Annotated in this window: 12 protein-coding genes and 1 other RNA gene; 12 read left to right on the top strand and 1 reads right to left on the bottom strand. The window is 43.2% G+C overall.

The genetic code is table 11. The features are described 5' to 3' along the window. The first annotated feature begins 13 nt into the window (after positions 1-13). The 8 genes from murA (at position 14) to rnpB (ending at position 8,458) form a co-directional block, all read left to right on the top strand. Complete coding sequence (gene murA / locus ACOI22_RS15500) at positions 14-1,276, top strand: UDP-N-acetylglucosamine 1-carboxyvinyltransferase (protein WP_420673043.1); 1,263 nt, start codon at positions 14-16, stop codon at positions 1,274-1,276. Between the two features lie 83 nt (positions 1,277-1,359). Next, positions 1,360-1,815 carry a ZapG family protein gene (locus ACOI22_RS15505; protein ID WP_420673044.1) on the top strand — a complete coding sequence of 152 codons (456 nt, stop codon included), beginning with the start codon at positions 1,360-1,362 and terminating at the stop codon, positions 1,813-1,815. An 86-nt stretch (positions 1,816-1,901) separates the two neighbouring features. Beyond that, the gene (locus ACOI22_RS15510) at positions 1,902-3,263 is read left to right on the top strand and encodes a DegQ family serine endoprotease (protein ID WP_420673045.1); all 1,362 of its coding nucleotides are present in this window, start codon (positions 1,902-1,904) and stop codon (positions 3,261-3,263) included. Positions 3,264-3,436: 173 nt separating this feature from the next. Beyond that, positions 3,437-4,774: a glycerophosphodiester phosphodiesterase family protein gene (locus ACOI22_RS15515; RefSeq protein ID WP_420673046.1), complete on the top strand. Its 1,338-nt coding sequence runs from the start codon at positions 3,437-3,439 to the stop codon at positions 4,772-4,774. 210 nt (positions 4,775-4,984) lie between these two features. After that, positions 4,985-6,070 (top strand): trypsin-like peptidase domain-containing protein, encoded by a 1,086-nt coding sequence (locus ACOI22_RS15520; protein ID WP_420673047.1) that lies wholly within the window; start codon positions 4,985-4,987, stop codon positions 6,068-6,070. 71 nt (positions 6,071-6,141) lie between these two features. Continuing rightward, complete coding sequence (gene zapE, locus ACOI22_RS15525; RefSeq protein WP_420673048.1) at positions 6,142-7,239, top strand: cell division protein ZapE; 1,098 nt, start codon at positions 6,142-6,144, stop codon at positions 7,237-7,239. 104 nt (positions 7,240-7,343) lie between these two features. After that, positions 7,344-8,060: a YebC/PmpR family DNA-binding transcriptional regulator gene (locus tag ACOI22_RS15530; RefSeq protein WP_420673049.1), complete on the top strand. Its 717-nt coding sequence runs from the start codon at positions 7,344-7,346 to the stop codon at positions 8,058-8,060. 14 nt (positions 8,061-8,074) lie between these two features. Beyond that, positions 8,075-8,458, top strand: an RNA gene (gene rnpB, locus ACOI22_RS15535) — RNase P RNA component class A. A gap of 3 nt (positions 8,459-8,461) precedes the next feature. Here the strand turns inward: rnpB and ACOI22_RS15540 are convergent. Further along, positions 8,462-9,460, bottom strand: coding sequence for a LysR family transcriptional regulator (locus tag ACOI22_RS15540; RefSeq protein ID WP_420673050.1), 999 nt, complete (start codon positions 9,458-9,460; stop codon positions 8,462-8,464). Positions 9,461-9,818: 358 nt separating this feature from the next. Between ACOI22_RS15540 and ACOI22_RS15545 the strand changes: the two genes are divergently transcribed. The 4 genes from ACOI22_RS15545 (at position 9,819) to ACOI22_RS15560 (ending at position 15,352) form a co-directional block, all read left to right on the top strand. Beyond that, the gene (locus ACOI22_RS15545; protein ID WP_420673051.1) at positions 9,819-11,432 is read left to right on the top strand and encodes an FAD-dependent oxidoreductase; all 1,614 of its coding nucleotides are present in this window, start codon (positions 9,819-9,821) and stop codon (positions 11,430-11,432) included. Further along, positions 11,422-12,036 (top strand): c-type cytochrome, encoded by a 615-nt coding sequence (locus ACOI22_RS15550; RefSeq protein WP_420673052.1) that lies wholly within the window; start codon positions 11,422-11,424, stop codon positions 12,034-12,036. The genes ACOI22_RS15545 and ACOI22_RS15550 overlap by 11 nt, the downstream gene beginning before the upstream one ends. A 42-nt stretch (positions 12,037-12,078) precedes the next feature. Next, positions 12,079-12,606 (top strand): RidA family protein, encoded by a 528-nt coding sequence (locus tag ACOI22_RS15555; RefSeq protein ID WP_420673053.1) that lies wholly within the window; start codon positions 12,079-12,081, stop codon positions 12,604-12,606. Between the two features lie 106 nt (positions 12,607-12,712). Beyond that, positions 12,713-15,352, top strand: a complete 2,640-nt coding sequence (locus ACOI22_RS15560; protein WP_420673054.1) for a TonB-dependent receptor plug domain-containing protein — start codon at positions 12,713-12,715, stop codon at positions 15,350-15,352. Positions 15,353-15,398: the final 46 nt, after the last annotated feature.

The raw sequence follows: 15,398 nt of genomic DNA on the forward strand, positions 1-15,398 counted from the left end.
TTAAGGACGCTTAGTGGACAAACTCAGCATAAAACAAAGTCCGCCTTTGTCGGGCACTGTGGTTATTTCCGGTGCGAAAAACGCGGCTTTGCCAGTATTAATCTCTAGTTTGCTTGCTAGTAGTGCGTGTACTTTTACCAATGTTCCGAACTTACGCGATATTAACACCACCCTTTTGTTACTAAAAGATTTAGGTGCAAAAGTGAATCAACTAGCCACCGATACGGTAGAGCTAGATGCAAGTAAGCTTAATAGCGTAACCGCTTCATACGAACTTGTTAGAACCATGCGCGCTTCTATATTAGTGCTTGGCCCTTTATTGGCGAAGTATGGTAGAGCAAACGTTTCATTACCTGGTGGGTGTGCCATTGGTGCTCGCCCTGTAAATCTTCATTTAACTGGCCTAGAAAAAATGGGTGCTAAAGTAGATGTTGAAGAGGGGTACGTGCGTGCTTCTGTAAATGGCCGCTTAAAAGGCGCGTTTATATTTATGGATATGGTAAGCGTGGGTGCAACAGAAAACCTTATGATGGCAGCAGCCTTAGCTGATGGCGAAACTATTTTAGAAAACGCCGCGCGCGAACCTGAAATTGTTGACCTAGCAAATTGCTTAAACGCAATGGGCGCGAATGTGAGCGGTGCAGGTACCGACAAAATTACCATTCAGGGCGTTGAAACACTGCAAGGCTGTAATTACGACATTTTACCTGATCGCATTGAAACGGGCACATTTTTAGTGGCCGCCGCTGTAACTAAAGGTAAGATTCGCTGCGAAAAGGCAGCCCCTGATACGCTTGATGCAGTCATTAGCAAATTAGAGCAAGCCGGTGCCCATATTGAAACAGGTGAAGATTGGATTTCATTAGATATGAAAGGCCAAGCGCCTAAAGCGGTGAGTTTAAAAACAATGCCGCATCCAGGCTTTCCAACTGATATGCAAGCGCAGTTTGTAACCATGAATGCTGTAGCCGAAGGCCCGGGTGTAATTACCGAAACCATTTTTGAAAACCGCTTTATGCATGTGCCCGAACTACATAGAATGGGCGCCAAAATTGAACTAGAAGGTAATAGTGCAGTAACCAATGGTTCATCTAAGCTTAAAGGTGCGCAGGTAATGGCAACCGATTTACGTGCATCCGCTAGTTTGGTAATAGCTGGGCTTGTAGCCAACGGCGAAACTATAGTCGATAGAATTTATCATTTAGATAGAGGCTATGAAGCAATAGAAGCTAAGTTGGGTGGGCTGGGTGCAAATATTCAGCGCATAAGCGAATAGCCTTACAGGTGAAAATAGATCTTGCAACTTACTTTGGCTTGGTCAAAAATTCACCCATACGCAACAGTACAAAGGAGCATTAAATGGACATAGTTACATTATTAGTAGGTTTAGGCATAGGCGCTCTAATTGGTTTTATTGTTGCTTGGTTTTGGTCTAGCTCTGTAACAAAGGCGCGCTCAAAAGCCAATACACACACTGAAGTTGAGCTTAAATCGCTACTAGAGCAACAAGCACAAGGCCATATTCAAAGCAGCAAGGGTAGCCTTAATAATATAGAAAACGAGTTAAACGCATTGCGTCAGTCTATTGCACAATATGAACAGTCATTACAGCCGTCTGAAAGTGACGGTAACAGCACGCCTTTCTTTGGCGAGCATGCTAGTTTGTTTTTGCGTAATACTGGTGAAAACGATGTGCCAGTTCACAACGACAGTAGCGAAGCGCAACCTAAGGACTTCGCGAATAACAGTTCGGGTTTATTTGCTGGAAACCCCACAGCAATAGACTCTGCAGCTGCCGCCAAATCAGGAAAATAAAAAGCAAACATTTAACTTGATTTGTGAACTAATGCCCCTAAGTTAGAGTCTATAACAGGTATTCTAATTTAGGAGTAAGTTGCTACATGAATCAAATTATACGCCAAACCTCAATTGCGCTGGTAAGCGCCGTTTTTATTGCGGCTTCATCGGCCAGTGCAGTTGCAGGTATTCCCTTTTTCTCAAAAGAAGAACTGCCCTCGCTAGCCCCTATGCTAGAAGAGACAACACCTGCAATTGTTAGTATAGCTGTGTCGGGAACGCAAACCACTAGGTCACAGCAAGTGCCTGAAATGTTTAAGTACTTTTTTGGTGAGCAAAACCAACAAGCACAAGAACGCCCATTTCGTGGTTTGGGTTCAGGTGTAATTATTGATGCTGAAAATGGCTATGTGGTTACCAATAATCATGTGGTTGATAACGCTGACAAAATTATTGTTAAGCTAACTGATGGCCGCGAACTTGAAGCTGAAAAACTAGGTGCAGACGAACAAAGCGATATTGCCTTGTTAAAAATAGCGCCTGACAACCTTGTTCAAGTTGACCTAGCAAATTCTGATAAATTACGTGTAGGTGATTTTGTAGTGGCTATTGGTAATCCATTTGGTTTAAACCAAACTGTTACCTCAGGCATTGTGAGTGCTTTAGGGCGCTCGGGCTTAAATATTGGTGGCTATGAAGATTTCATTCAAACCGATGCGGCTATAAACCGCGGTAACTCAGGTGGCGCTTTGGTAAACCTGCGTGGTGAATTAGTGGGTATAAACACCGCTATTTTTGGGCCAAACGGTGGCAATGTAGGCATAGGCTTTGCTATTCCGAGCAATATGATGAAAAGCTTGGTTGATCAAATCGCCGAATTTGGTGAGGTTCGCCGTGGCTTGTTAGGTATTTTAGGCCAAGACGTTGATTCAGCATTAGCTGAGGCGCTTGACTCTGATATAAATATTGGTGCCTTTGTACGTGAAGTAGTGGAAGATTCTGCCGCTGATGACGCCGGTATTGAAGCGGGTGACATCATCACCGAAATTAACGGTAACGAAGTAAACGGCTTTAACGAACTGCGCGCAAAAATTGGTAGTTTAGTCGCGGGCACGAAAGTTGAGCTTACCTTGGTTCGAAGCGGTGACACGAAAACCGTTATGGTGACCTTAGGTTCAGCCAGTGTAGCTAACATTGAAGCTAAAGACTTACATCCACTTCTTGATGGCGCAGAGCTTGAAAATGGCGTTGACAACCAAAGCCGTGCAGCCGTTGTTGTAGCCGAGGTAGCTAAAGGCTCTCCTGCTGCTAGAGTGGGTTTCAGAGTGGGTGACGTTATTATTGGTGCAAATAGAAACCGTGTAACAAACTTATCTGATTTAACGCGTTTAATTGAAGAAAGCAAAGGTGTAGTGGCAGTTACCGTACAACGCGGTAACACACAGCTAATGACCATACTTCGCTAGTAAGTTATTACACATACGAATATAAAGGCCGGCTTATTGCCGGCCTTTTTTTTGCGAATAATTTGTAACACACTGTCATATAAATCCCATAAAGCGTTCATTAAAAATCAAAAAAAACGTCATATTCTACGGTTACTCTTTATTTTGACTTACACTAATTAGGCAAAATAAAAATGAATAAAATGATAAAACTCGCATTATTAGGTGTAGTAGCTACTGCACTTTATGGTTGTGATGGTGACACCGACGTTATTGAAATAGAAAAAGATGTAATTGTTGAAAATACCGTTACCGTGATTGAACAAGTTGAAGTTCCGGTAATAGTGCCTGTTCCCCAGGGTACCGGTACTGATATTCAAGTGGGCACTCGGCCTTATTTTTTAGTAGATGATATGGATGAGGGAAGCCTTAAAACGGCCTTACAAGCATGTTCAGAAGGCCCGTTTTATAAAACAGACTTTTCAATAGGCCACCGCGGTGCTCCTTTGCAGTATCCAGAGCACACAAAAGAAGCATACGAAGCCGCAGCTAGAATGGGCGCAGGAATTCTAGAGTGTGATACTACTTTTACTCAAGACAAAGAGCTTGTTTGCCGTCACTCACAATGTGATTTGCATACAACCACGAATATTCTTGAAACGGATTTAGCTGCCAAATGCTCGGTACCTTTTATACCAGCGGATCCTGAAAACGGTGTTGCTGCTCAAGCACGTTGTTGTACAAGTGATATTACCTTAGCAGAATTTAAAACCTTAAAAGGTAAAATGGATGCGGCCAACCCTAATGGCACCACGGTAGAAGAATATTTAGATGGCACAGCTACTTGGCGCACTGACCTATACGACAGCCGCGGTACTTTACTTACCCACGCTGAAAGTATTGAGCTGTTTAAAGAGTTAGGCACCAAAATGACACCAGAGCTTAAATCAGCAAGCGTCACTATGCCATTTGACGGCATGACCCAATCAGACTACGCACAAAAGATGGTTGATGACTACATTGCCGCCAACGTGCCTGCTGACCAAGTTTGGCTACAATCTTTTGATTTAACTGACGTACGTTATTGGATTGCTAATGCACCTGAGTTTGCTCCGCAGGTAGTTTACCTAGATGGCCGCTACGGCGACAGCGGGTTTGATATTAACGATAGCAGCAGCTGGGTACCAAGCATGCAAGCACTAGCCGATGAAGGGCTAACCACCATTGCACCACCTACGTGGATGCTAGTAACAGAAGATAGCGCCGGCAATATTATCCCTTCTGATTATGCGATTGCTGCAAAAGATGCGGGCTTAAACATTATTACCTGGTCCTTAGAACGCTCAGGCCCTCTTGACCAAGGCGGCGATTGGTACTATCAAACCATAAGCAATGCCGTAAATAATGACGGTGACCAAATGAAGTTACTTGATGTACTGGCAAAAGATGTGGGGGTAATTGGTGTATTTTCAGACTGGCCAGCCACTACCACTTATTATGCAAGCTGCATGGGCATGGCACCAAGTATTTAGTTATTAACTTAAACCTAAAAGGCCGGCTCCGAATATTGCATCGGTTTCAGGCCTTTTTATGACATATAATATATATTTACTCATATTTAAAAAAATGTAAGCCACAAAACTATTCACATATCTCCTAATTAACATAAACACTTGGCTAACACCTATGCGAGTACTGTGCTTTTTGCTATGATCAGTGCTTAACTAGGAATTTAAAATACCATGTCAATGTTGTCTCGAATCTTATTAGCTCTATTCAAACCTATTATGCTAGGTGTTGTTGTGGCGGCTATATTACTACTATTTTTCCCTGAATTTAGAAAGGGTGAAGGTTTAGACATTACCTGGCTCAATAAAGAAGAAAAGCTTCCCCCTAGGCTCAGTTACTATGACGCCCTTGCTAGAAGCGCGCCCGCTGTTGCCAATATTTACAGTATAGAAATTGAAGAAAGTAACCGCAGATTGTTTCGCAACCGCACAACCGAGCGCACTAGCTTAGGTTCTGGCGTGGTTATGCGTGAAGACGGCTACCTACTTACCTGTTACCACGTAATCAAAAACGCTGACAGCATATATGCGGCCTTGCAAGACAGCCGCGTAGTACCCGCACAATTAATTGGGTTTGATGAAGTCACTGATTTAGCCGTATTAAAAGTAGAAGCTGAAGGTTTGCACGTTATTCCGCAGTTTCCCGACCCTGACCTACGCGTAGGGGATGTAGTAATGGCAATAGGAAATCCCTTGGATTTAGGTCAAACTATCACCTCTGGTATTGTTAGTAGAACAGGGCACACAGGTTTAGCCAATTATTTTGATTTTGTACAAACCGATGCCGTGTTAAATCAAGGTAATTCAGGCGGCGCGCTAGTTGATTCAAACGGCTACTTAGTGGGCATTACCAACGCCAACTTTAAAACAATAGATAACCGCCGCCGCATTCAAGATGTAGTGGGTGTTAACTTTGCTGTGCCATATCCTTTAGCAAAGCGCGTAATGGATGAAATAATAGAGAACGGCACTGTTCGCCGCGGCCAGTTGGGTTTTAGCGGTAAAGGCTACAATGACACGCAAGGCATATTGGTAGAAGAAGTTGCCGTAAATGGGCCTGCCCACACAGCCGGCTTGCGAGTCAATGACGTACTGTTATCTATAAACGGCGTACAACTTGACAACACCAACAAAGCGCTCGATTTAATCGCAGAAACCCAACCGGGTTCTGAAATGATAATAGTGGTGAGCCGCGACCAGCAAATGATCACCATGACGGTAATTGTAGGTGAACTACGGCCGCAAATGCTAGCGGGTTAAGCGGCAAGCATTTACGCGCTTTACAATAATTAGAATAATTTAAAAGTAGTTTTAACGAGAAAGAGAAGTTGATGGGTCCTTGGGAAAAGTATCAAGACGATTTATCGTTAATTGATTTTCAATATGACGAAGCACAAGAAAACGCAGTAAAAGAATTGCAGCGCTTGTTTGACGAAATTACTCAGCCTAAAAAGAAAAGAACTTGGCGAGTAACGCTTAAAGCTACCTTCGGTAAAAAAATGACGCGCCCAGAAATCCAAGGCATTTATTTTTGGGGCGGTGTGGGGCGCGGTAAAACCTACCTAGTTGATACGTTCTACGAGTGCCTTCCTTTTGAAGATAAAATGCGCGTGCATTTTCATCGCTTTATGCATCGTATTCACAATGAAATGAAGCAGCTTGATAAACAACAAGACCCACTTAAAATTATTGCTAAAAAGCTAGCCAGCGAAACTAAAATCATATGTTTTGATGAATTTTTTGTATCAGATATTACCGATGCCATGATTTTAGGCACGCTAATGGAAGAGTTGTTTGAACACGGTATAGTGCTTGTTGCTACATCAAACATAGTACCTGATGGCCTGTATAAGAATGGCCTGCAGCGCGCACGATTTTTACCTGCTATAGCTCTTATAAACGAGCATTGCCGGGTGGTAAACGTTGACAGCGGCACTGACTACCGCATGCGCACCCTTGAGCAAGCCGAAATTTATCATTCCCCCTTAGATGATGAAGCCCAGCAAAACCTAGATTTATATTTTAATAAGCTAGCGGCTGAAACTTTTGAAAGTAATACATTTATTGAAATTGAAGGGCGCGAAATCCCTTGCCTGAAAAAGGCTGAGAGTGTGGTAATGTTTGAATTTGAGGCCTTATGTGATGGGCCGCGCAGCCATACTGACTACATTGAGCTGAGCCGCTTGTATCAAACGGTTTTGCTAGCAAACGTTAAACAAATGAATGAAAGCAGTGATGACATTGCAAGGCGCTTCATAGCAATGGTTGACGAATTTTACGAGCGCAATGTGAAGTTGATTATGTCGGGGGAAGTTGCGGTTGAACAATTATATACCTCGGGTAGGTTGTCATTTGAATTTCAGCGTTGCTTAAGCCGTTTACAAGAAATGCAGTCAAGAGAATATTTACAACGCCCACATTTAGCCTAAAGCCTACAGGCTATAGGCGGTAACGAAAATATTCGTTACAATATACGCATAATGTTGAATTAAAAATAACAAAGCACCTATTACGGTGAAGAAATGAGAGTGTTATGGGAAGAAAATTTGAAGTAAGAAAAGTATCGATGGCAAAAACGGCCGCGGTGAAAACTAAAGTATATTCAAAGTACGGTAAAGAAATTTACGTAGTAGCTAAAAACGGTGGCACAGACCCTGATGCTAACTTGTCTTTGCGCCGCTTAATTGATAAAGCCAAAAAAGACCAAGTACCCGCCCATGTTATAGACAAAGCCATTGATAAAGCTGCCGGTGGCGCAGGCGAAGATTTTGCGCCAGCGCGTTATGAAGGTTTCGGCCCAGGTGGTTGCATGGTAATAGTGGATTGCCTAACTGACAACGTTAACCGCACCATTACTGACGTACGTAATTGCTTTACTAAAACTGACAGCAAGCTAGGTGCGCAAAACTCATCAGCATTTATGTTTGATCACCTCGCTATATTTGGTTTCAAGGGCAGTGATGATGAAGTAGTACTTGAAGCGCTAATGGAAGACGACGTAGACGTAAGTGATGTAGAAGTAGAAGATGGCGCAGTTACCGTATTTGTTCCACACACTGAATTTTTCAAAGCAAAAACGGCTTTATTAGCTGCGTTTCCTGATATTGAATTTGATGTTGAAGAAATTAGCTGGGTACCACAAGACACCAAAGATATTGACGAAGCCGACATGCCCATGTTTGAAAAATTCATGGATATGCTAAATGACTGCGACGACGTGCAAAATATCTACCACAACGCTAACGCATAGTTTATACTCCCGCCCGAGTTGGCCAGACAATCGCTGCTTCATACTTGTTATGAAGGGGAGGAAAGTCCGGGCTCCACAGGGCAGGGTGCCAGATAACGTCTGGGCGGCGTGAGCCGACGACAAGTGCAGCAGAGAGAAGACCGCCTAATATGCTTGCATATTGGGTAAGGGTGAAAGGGTGCGGTAAGAGCGCACCGCATTGCTGGCAACAGTATATGGCAAGGTAAACTCCACCCGGAGCAAGACCAAATAGGTTCCCTTACGGCGCGGCCCGCGTTGGGAACGGGTAGGTTGCTTGAGCTATTGAGCGATTAATAGCCTAGACGAATGATTGTCATTCTTTTTATGAGTAATTGTAGAAAGAAAACAGAACCCGGCTTACATGGCCAACTCACATTTTCTTATTCTTGCACAAATTTACTCACTTCTATTACTGAGGTTTGTGCATATTTTTCATCTAGCAACTCACCACGCCAGTTGTTTTGTGCGTGTGCATTTGCAGTTATTTCCCTAATTAATTCATATACTACGTTTACGGCTTTTTCTCGTGATTTATTACTCGCAATTTGTAAGTAAACCTCACGCTGTAGCTTAGGCTTCACAATATTGATTGCCCGAATTTGCTTGCTACTTTCTAGATGAAATACCCCTGAAGAGGGAAGCACGACTAAGCCAAAGCCTTGCGTTACATAGTATAGGGTAGTCATGAGTTGGCCAAAAGCAGGCTTAGGTTTAAGCGGTATTTTATTCTTTTTAGCTTGGTTAAATAGCATTTTACACAAGGCATCTTGCTTGCCCGGTAAAAATATATCGTAATGCTGTAGGTCATTAAATTCTACCGAACCAAACACCGCCAGTTCACTATATGCTGGGTTTTTAGGTTGGCTCGATATATATAAATATAAGTTTTCTTTGATCAAAGGAATAGCACGTACCGCTGAAGAATGTACCGGTGCATCGAAGGTAAGCGCAATATCTATTTTCTCTTCGCTTAGCCATTTTTCAACTGAATTAGACAGCGCAATTTTAAATGTAAGTTCAATATTGGGAAAGCGATGTTCTAATTCGGTGAGTAAATCAATCGATAATACATTGCAGCATGACTGGCTCAAACCAACCACCACTTTACCTTGATACACGTCTTTACTGCCTAATAACGCCGCTTTAGCGCCATCCATTTTATCAAGAATGTCGCGGGCATATTCTTCAAACATACGCCCTGCATCATTTAACTCTACGCCCCTAAAATCACGTTCAAATAACTTTGTTTTTAGTTCATGCTCTAAATTAGCCAACTGCAAGCTTACCGCGGGCTGCGCAACATCAAGCTCGCGCGCTGCAGCAGTAATACTGCCTTGATCAGCCGTGGCTAAAAAGTATTTGAGTTGTTTAGTATTCATTGTGTAAAGGCTGCTGAAATATAAATGTAAAATTTCCTTGGCGTTTAAAATTGGTGCATTTTTTTAGAATGTTTCCATACAAACAAAAATGCTAATAAGTGAATAAGGCAAATTTAATGCCACAAAAAATTTACCGTCTTATTTGAAAATGTGAAGGCTGTAAAATAATTTTTACGATGTCTAATTTAGTCGAACATATACCGATTTTGCTACAGGGTTTTAAGGGGTATATAAAAAATATCGTTCCCCCTCTATATTTTATTGCGTTCTGTATTGCCCTAAGTATCGCTAGCATAAAGCCATAATTAAATAAGCCTGAAAACAGGCAATGGTAATTTGGGATTCGCGTTAAATACCTATGTTGAATATTACAAGAAGGCAGTTTTTATCGTACGTTGGCATAGCTGGCGGTTCATCAGCCATTATGAAAGCCAGTGTAGCTATGGGAATGATGGGGCACGACACTTACGCCGGCCCTGTAAACGTAGCACCCGCAAACAAAAAAGATAAGCAAAGCGTGGTAATACTCGGGGCAGGAATAGCAGGCCTAGCCACCGCGATTGAATTAGAAAAAGCGGGCTATCATTGCACTATATTAGAAGCATCACACCGAGCAGGTGGGCGCAACCTCACGGTTCGCCATGGTGACAAAATTGACGAAATGGGGCAGCCACAAACCTGTCGTTTTGATAACCAAGAAAACTTGTTTTTCAACTGCGGCCCGGCACGTATTCCAGGGCATCATCGCCGCATTTTGCACTATTGTAGAGCGCTTGGTGTGCCATTACAGGTCAAAGCGAATAGCTGTAAGTTAGCCTACTTTCAAGATGATGAATCATTTGGCGGCAAACCTATTCGCCAAATTGAATACAATACCGATGCTCGTGGTTTATTGTCTGAATTACTGTGGAAGTCAGCCGATGCAAGCACGTTTGACCAACTACTTAGTGAAGAAGATTTGGCCAAACTCATGCAGTTTGCTAAGTCATACGGTGACTTAAGTGAAACCGGTAAATATATAGGTTCAGAGCGCGCAGGTTCAACCACTGATCGCATGTTGCAATACCCTGAAGTCAACACGCCCATTGAGTTAAAAGCCATGCTAAATAGTAATTTTTGGCGGGGCGGTTTACTAGGTGCAGAAGTGTACGATTGGTGTGAGCCATTGCTTGAACCAGTTGGCGGAATGGATGCCGTGGTAAAAGGTTTTGAGCGCCATTTAACGTCAAAGCCAGTGTTGGGCGCGCAAGTTAAAAAGATTTACAACCATGAAGACGGCGTAGAAATAACCTACGAGCAAAATGGCCAGTTCCACACCATTAAAGCCGACTACTGCTTTAACAATATTCCTGCTTACTTCATGGCAGGCATAGAAAACAACTTTTCAGAAACGTATCAAGCAGGCTTGAACAGCATTAAGCGTGGTCATTTATTTAAAATTGCTTATCAAATGAAAGAACGTTTCTGGGAAAAAGAAGGCATTTACGGCGGTATTTCCTACACCGCTGACCCAATCGCCCAAGTTTGGTATCCCTCACATGATATTCACGCCAACAAAGGCATATTACTTGGTGCATACACTTGGGATCCAAAAGCCAGTGCCGCCTTTGAAGCCATGACGCCAAGCGAGCGCTTAGTGGTGGGAGCTAAATCAGGCGAAAAGATTCACCCTGGGTATTCTAAATATATTGAGAACGGAATAAGTATTCCTTGGGCTCGCATGAACCATCAAATGGGTTGCGGCATGCGCATGGGTAAAGAAGACTTTGATAAATACTATCACGTTTTACAAAAGCCAGAGGGGCGTCATTTTATGATAGGTGACCAAATTAGCCATCACAGTGGCTGGCAAGAAGGGGCGCTAGCTTCGAGTGATCAAGCGCTTGAGCAATTAAATAAAATGCTAAATGCCAGTGTAAAAACTCGCGTAAGCACGGGTAAAGATGCACAAGGAGCGCAGTATGTTAGTTAAATCACTAATATTAACCGCCAGTTTATTACTAACGGCCTTTACTAGCACGGCGTTAGATAAAGCCACTCCCGCTGGCCTTGAATATTGTACCGTTTGCCATGGTAGCCAACTAAAAGGCAATCCTAATATTGGTGCACCCCGCTTAAGTGATTTGTCAAAAAGCTATGTTGAGCGCCAGTTACATAATTTTAAAAGTGGCATTCGTGGCGCACATAGTGAAGATGATCGCGGTGGTGAAATGCGCCCTATGGTAAGCGCCTTAAGCGATGAAGAACTCAGTTCAATTGCACAATGGGTGGCCAACACTAATTCAAGTAAACCTAAACCCACCTTAAAAGCAAATACCTCAAAAGGTGAAGCCTTGTATCAAACCTGCGTTGCCTGCCATGGCGCTAACGCACAAGGTAATGATGCACTAGGCGCTCCAAAACTCAGTGGCTTAAATGACTGGTATTTAGCGACGCAGTTGAACCACTTTCGCCTAGATATTCGAGGCAATAAACAAAGCGATACTTATGGCCAGCAAATGAAGGCGGCTAGCAAGGTAATAGCTTCTGAGCAAGATGTAGCAAATTTAGCGGCCTATATAAGCCAGCTAAATTAACGTAAACAATTAATAAATAAAACAAACGTAGGAAACAACGCAATGAAAAAATTCAGCATGATAACTAGCACCGCATTATTAGTGGGCAGCACACTAGTTAGCACCGCATTAATGAGCGCACCTAGCGAAGCTGGCGTAAAGCGCCATGCATTATTTAACAACAGCACATTCCCTATTGCACGCGCAGTAGAAGTAACACCTGATACCACTATTGTTTATCACAGTGGTTTGGTTCCTGGCCCGGTTAACCCAGAAGCAGAACGTGGAAGCCGTGAATACTACGGCGATACCGAAACCCAAGCGCTTAGCGTGTTTAAACGTGCAGAAGAGTCTTTTAAAGAGCTAGGCCTTAGCTTTAGTGACGTCATCAAAATGCAGGTTTTCATGGTGGGTGACCCTGCTATGGATGGAAAAATGGATTTTTCAGGCTTCATGAAAGCTTACACGCAGTACTTTGGTACTGAAGAACAACCCAACAAACCTGCGCGTTCAGCTTTTCAAATTGCTGGCCTAGCCGGTGGCCCAAACATGCTAATAGAAATTGAAATGGTACTTGCTCGCCCTGAGTAAGCAAGTGCATTAAGTACTAGGAAAGTACTAGCGACAGAAGACCATAATAATAAGACCAAAAAGCATAAAAACTTACAAAAAAATCAACACGATATAGGGTAATACTATGATACAGCAAACTAAGCTAAACAAAGCTATCAAAATGGGCTTGATGACATGGGCAATTAGCTCGGTTGCGGTGTCAGCTGCTTATGCACAAGAAACAAGCGAAGCCGGTGCCGATGAATCTTACGAGAAAATTGCGGTAATTGGTTCACGTGGCGCGCCACGTTCATTGTCAGACTCACCGGTACCTGTAGATGTACTAAGTGAAGAAGATATTGCCGGCGTACCATATACTGATACAAACGACGTACTAAAAACCTTAGTGCCGTCATACTCTTTAGAAAGGCAACCAATTTCTGATGGTGCGTCATTCATTCGCCCTGCGTCATTGCGCGGCATGCCTACCGACAAAACCTTAGTGTTAGTCAATTCGAAGCGCCGCCATCGTTCTGCCTTAGTACAAATTGGTGGTTCTGGTACACAAGGGCCTGATATAGCCACTATTCCTACTTCTGCCTTAAAAGGTGTTGAGGTACTTCGTGACGGCGCTGCGGCGCAGTATGGTTCTGATGCAATTGCGGGTGTTATCAACTTTGTATTAAAAGACAACGAAGAAGGTGGCTCATTCTCGTTAGATACAGGCCAATACTATGAAGGTGACGGCACGCAGTACACGGTGTCAGGTAACTTAGGTTTTGCCTTAGGCGATGCCGGCTTTTTAAGTATTTCAGCACAGCACTCTGATTCAGATTCAACCAACCGCGGTGAGCAATACTGTGAAGATTGGTGGTGTTTAACAGACGAAAGCAACCCTTATTTAAGTGATCCGTCATTTGTAGCTGGTTTAGAAGATGCCAACTTAGGTGGCGAGAACATTGTTCAGCCTTGGGGCCAGCCAAATACATCAGGTACGCGTTTATTCTTTAACAGTGGTTACGAAATTAGCGACACTATGAAGTTTTACGCTTTTGGTAACTATTCAAAAAGTGAAGGCGACGGTAGCTTCTATTATCGTTACCCTGGCAACGGCACAATTGAAGACTTACGTGAAGAAGACGGTTCAATATATAACCCGCTAGAAAAGTTCCCAGGTGGTTTCACACCGCGTTTCTTTGGTGACATTACAGACTACTCGTTTGTAGGTGGCTTAGAAGGCGAATTTGCGAACGGTATGACCTACGACTTTAGCGGCCGTTATGGTTCAAACGAAATTTCGTACACACTTAAAAATACTATTAACCCATCAATGGGGGCAGATTCACCTACTTCTTTTAACCCAGGTGATTTAGTTAACGAAGAAATGCAGCTTTCTGCTGACTTCACTAAATATGCTGATTTAGGCGGCTACTCTGAGGTATTGTTTGCACTTGGTGTAACGTATATGGAAGAAAGCTACGAATTAGTAGAAGGTGATGTAGATTCTTACACTGCAGGCATTTATGCCGGAGCTGATCCATTCGGATTTTGTGACGATGGCGCAGCCACTGCGGCGGGTCAGGCGGTAATTACAGGCGGCTCTACATTAGATTGTGCTGACAGCAGTGACCCTGTTTATACTGTTGTAGGCGTAGGCTCTAACGGCTTCCCAGGTTATTCGCCTGAGTATTCGGGTACTTACGAACGTGACATGTTTGGTATTTACGGTGATGCCAGTACTGACCTAAGCGAAGAGCTATACGTACAAGGTGCAGTTCGCTATGAAGACTACTCTGATTTCGGTTCTGAGCTAGTAGGTAAGGTAGCCTTTAGATACACGCTAAATGATGACTTTAATTTACGTGGTTCAATTGGTAACGGATTTAGAGCACCAACCCCAGGCCAGCAAGGTACAACCAATGTAAGTACTCGCTTACCTGATGGCTTACCAGTAGCAACGGGCTTATTCCCAGCTATTAGTCCAGTAGGGCAAGCACTAGGTGCAGAAGCGCTTTCACCTGAAAAATCAATTAACTATACCTTGGGTATAACAGGTGATATTGATGACTTAAACATTACCTTAGATTTCTATCAAATTGATTTAGAAGATCGCTTCTACGCCGTATCTACTTTAGATGTTAGTGCTACTGAGCCTACAGATCCAACTGCCGATGGTTATGCGTCTGATCTAGCCGCTTACAACAACTACTTAAGCTTAGCTGCGGCAGGTGTTGAAGGTGCAAACTCTATTGGTGGTGTAAACTACTTCCAAAACGCGTTTGATACTAAAACTAGCGGTATGGACTTTGTGGCGACTTATAAAATGGATGACACCATTTTCACGGCGTCTCTTAACTATAACAGCACAAGCATCGAATCAGACGCTTCTGAGTACCTAAACGAAGAAGACCAATTTGACCTTGAAAACGCAAGCCCAGAATGGCGCGGCGTGTTGTCAGCTAAGCACAGCTTTGATGACCTTACCTTATTGGTACGTGCAAACTTTTATGGTTCATACGAAAACGCCATTGATTCATCGGCAGAAGTTATTCAAGAATACGATCCATCAGTATTCTTTGATCTAGAAGCGAAGTATCAATTAACTGATAACCTAAGCCTAGCGGCCGGTGCGCGTAACTTGTTTGACGAATACCCTGACAAAGACGGCGTGTTAGTTGATGGCGGCGTATCAAGCGATGATTGCTGTGGCGCGGTGTATTGGTCTGCTAACCAAGTTGATTGGCAAGGCGGTTACTACTACGCACGCTTAAACTACGTGTTTTAATCTTGAAGATTAAGCAGCTAGCGTAAAAAAAAGCGTAAGCAAATAA

This window comes from Glaciecola sp. 2405UD65-10, from assembly GCF_048820975.1.
In the GTDB taxonomy this organism is placed as follows: domain Bacteria; phylum Pseudomonadota; class Gammaproteobacteria; order Enterobacterales; family Alteromonadaceae; genus Glaciecola.

What these genes read in the sequence shown, in the direction of transcription:
- ACOI22_RS15505 (WP_420673044.1), top strand. Translation starts at nt 1,360, where the DNA reads ATGGACATAGTTACATTATTAGTAGGTTTAGGCATAGGCGCTCTAATT.
- ACOI22_RS15510 (WP_420673045.1), top strand. Translation starts at nt 1,902, where the DNA reads ATGAATCAAATTATACGCCAAACCTCAATTGCGCTGGTAAGCGCCGTT.
- ACOI22_RS15515 (WP_420673046.1), top strand. Translation starts at nt 3,437, where the DNA reads ATGAATAAAATGATAAAACTCGCATTATTAGGTGTAGTAGCTACTGCA.
- ACOI22_RS15520 (WP_420673047.1), top strand. Translation starts at nt 4,985, where the DNA reads ATGTCAATGTTGTCTCGAATCTTATTAGCTCTATTCAAACCTATTATG.
- zapE (WP_420673048.1), top strand. Translation starts at nt 6,142, where the DNA reads ATGGGTCCTTGGGAAAAGTATCAAGACGATTTATCGTTAATTGATTTT.
- ACOI22_RS15530 (WP_420673049.1), top strand. Translation starts at nt 7,344, where the DNA reads ATGGGAAGAAAATTTGAAGTAAGAAAAGTATCGATGGCAAAAACGGCC.
- ACOI22_RS15540 (WP_420673050.1), bottom strand. Translation starts at nt 9,460, where the DNA reads ATGAATACTAAACAACTCAAATACTTTTTAGCCACGGCTGATCAAGGC.
- ACOI22_RS15545 (WP_420673051.1), top strand. Translation starts at nt 9,819, where the DNA reads ATGTTGAATATTACAAGAAGGCAGTTTTTATCGTACGTTGGCATAGCT.
- ACOI22_RS15550 (WP_420673052.1), top strand. Translation starts at nt 11,422, where the DNA reads ATGTTAGTTAAATCACTAATATTAACCGCCAGTTTATTACTAACGGCC.
- ACOI22_RS15555 (WP_420673053.1), top strand. Translation starts at nt 12,079, where the DNA reads ATGAAAAAATTCAGCATGATAACTAGCACCGCATTATTAGTGGGCAGC.
- ACOI22_RS15560 (WP_420673054.1), top strand. Translation starts at nt 12,713, where the DNA reads ATGATACAGCAAACTAAGCTAAACAAAGCTATCAAAATGGGCTTGATG.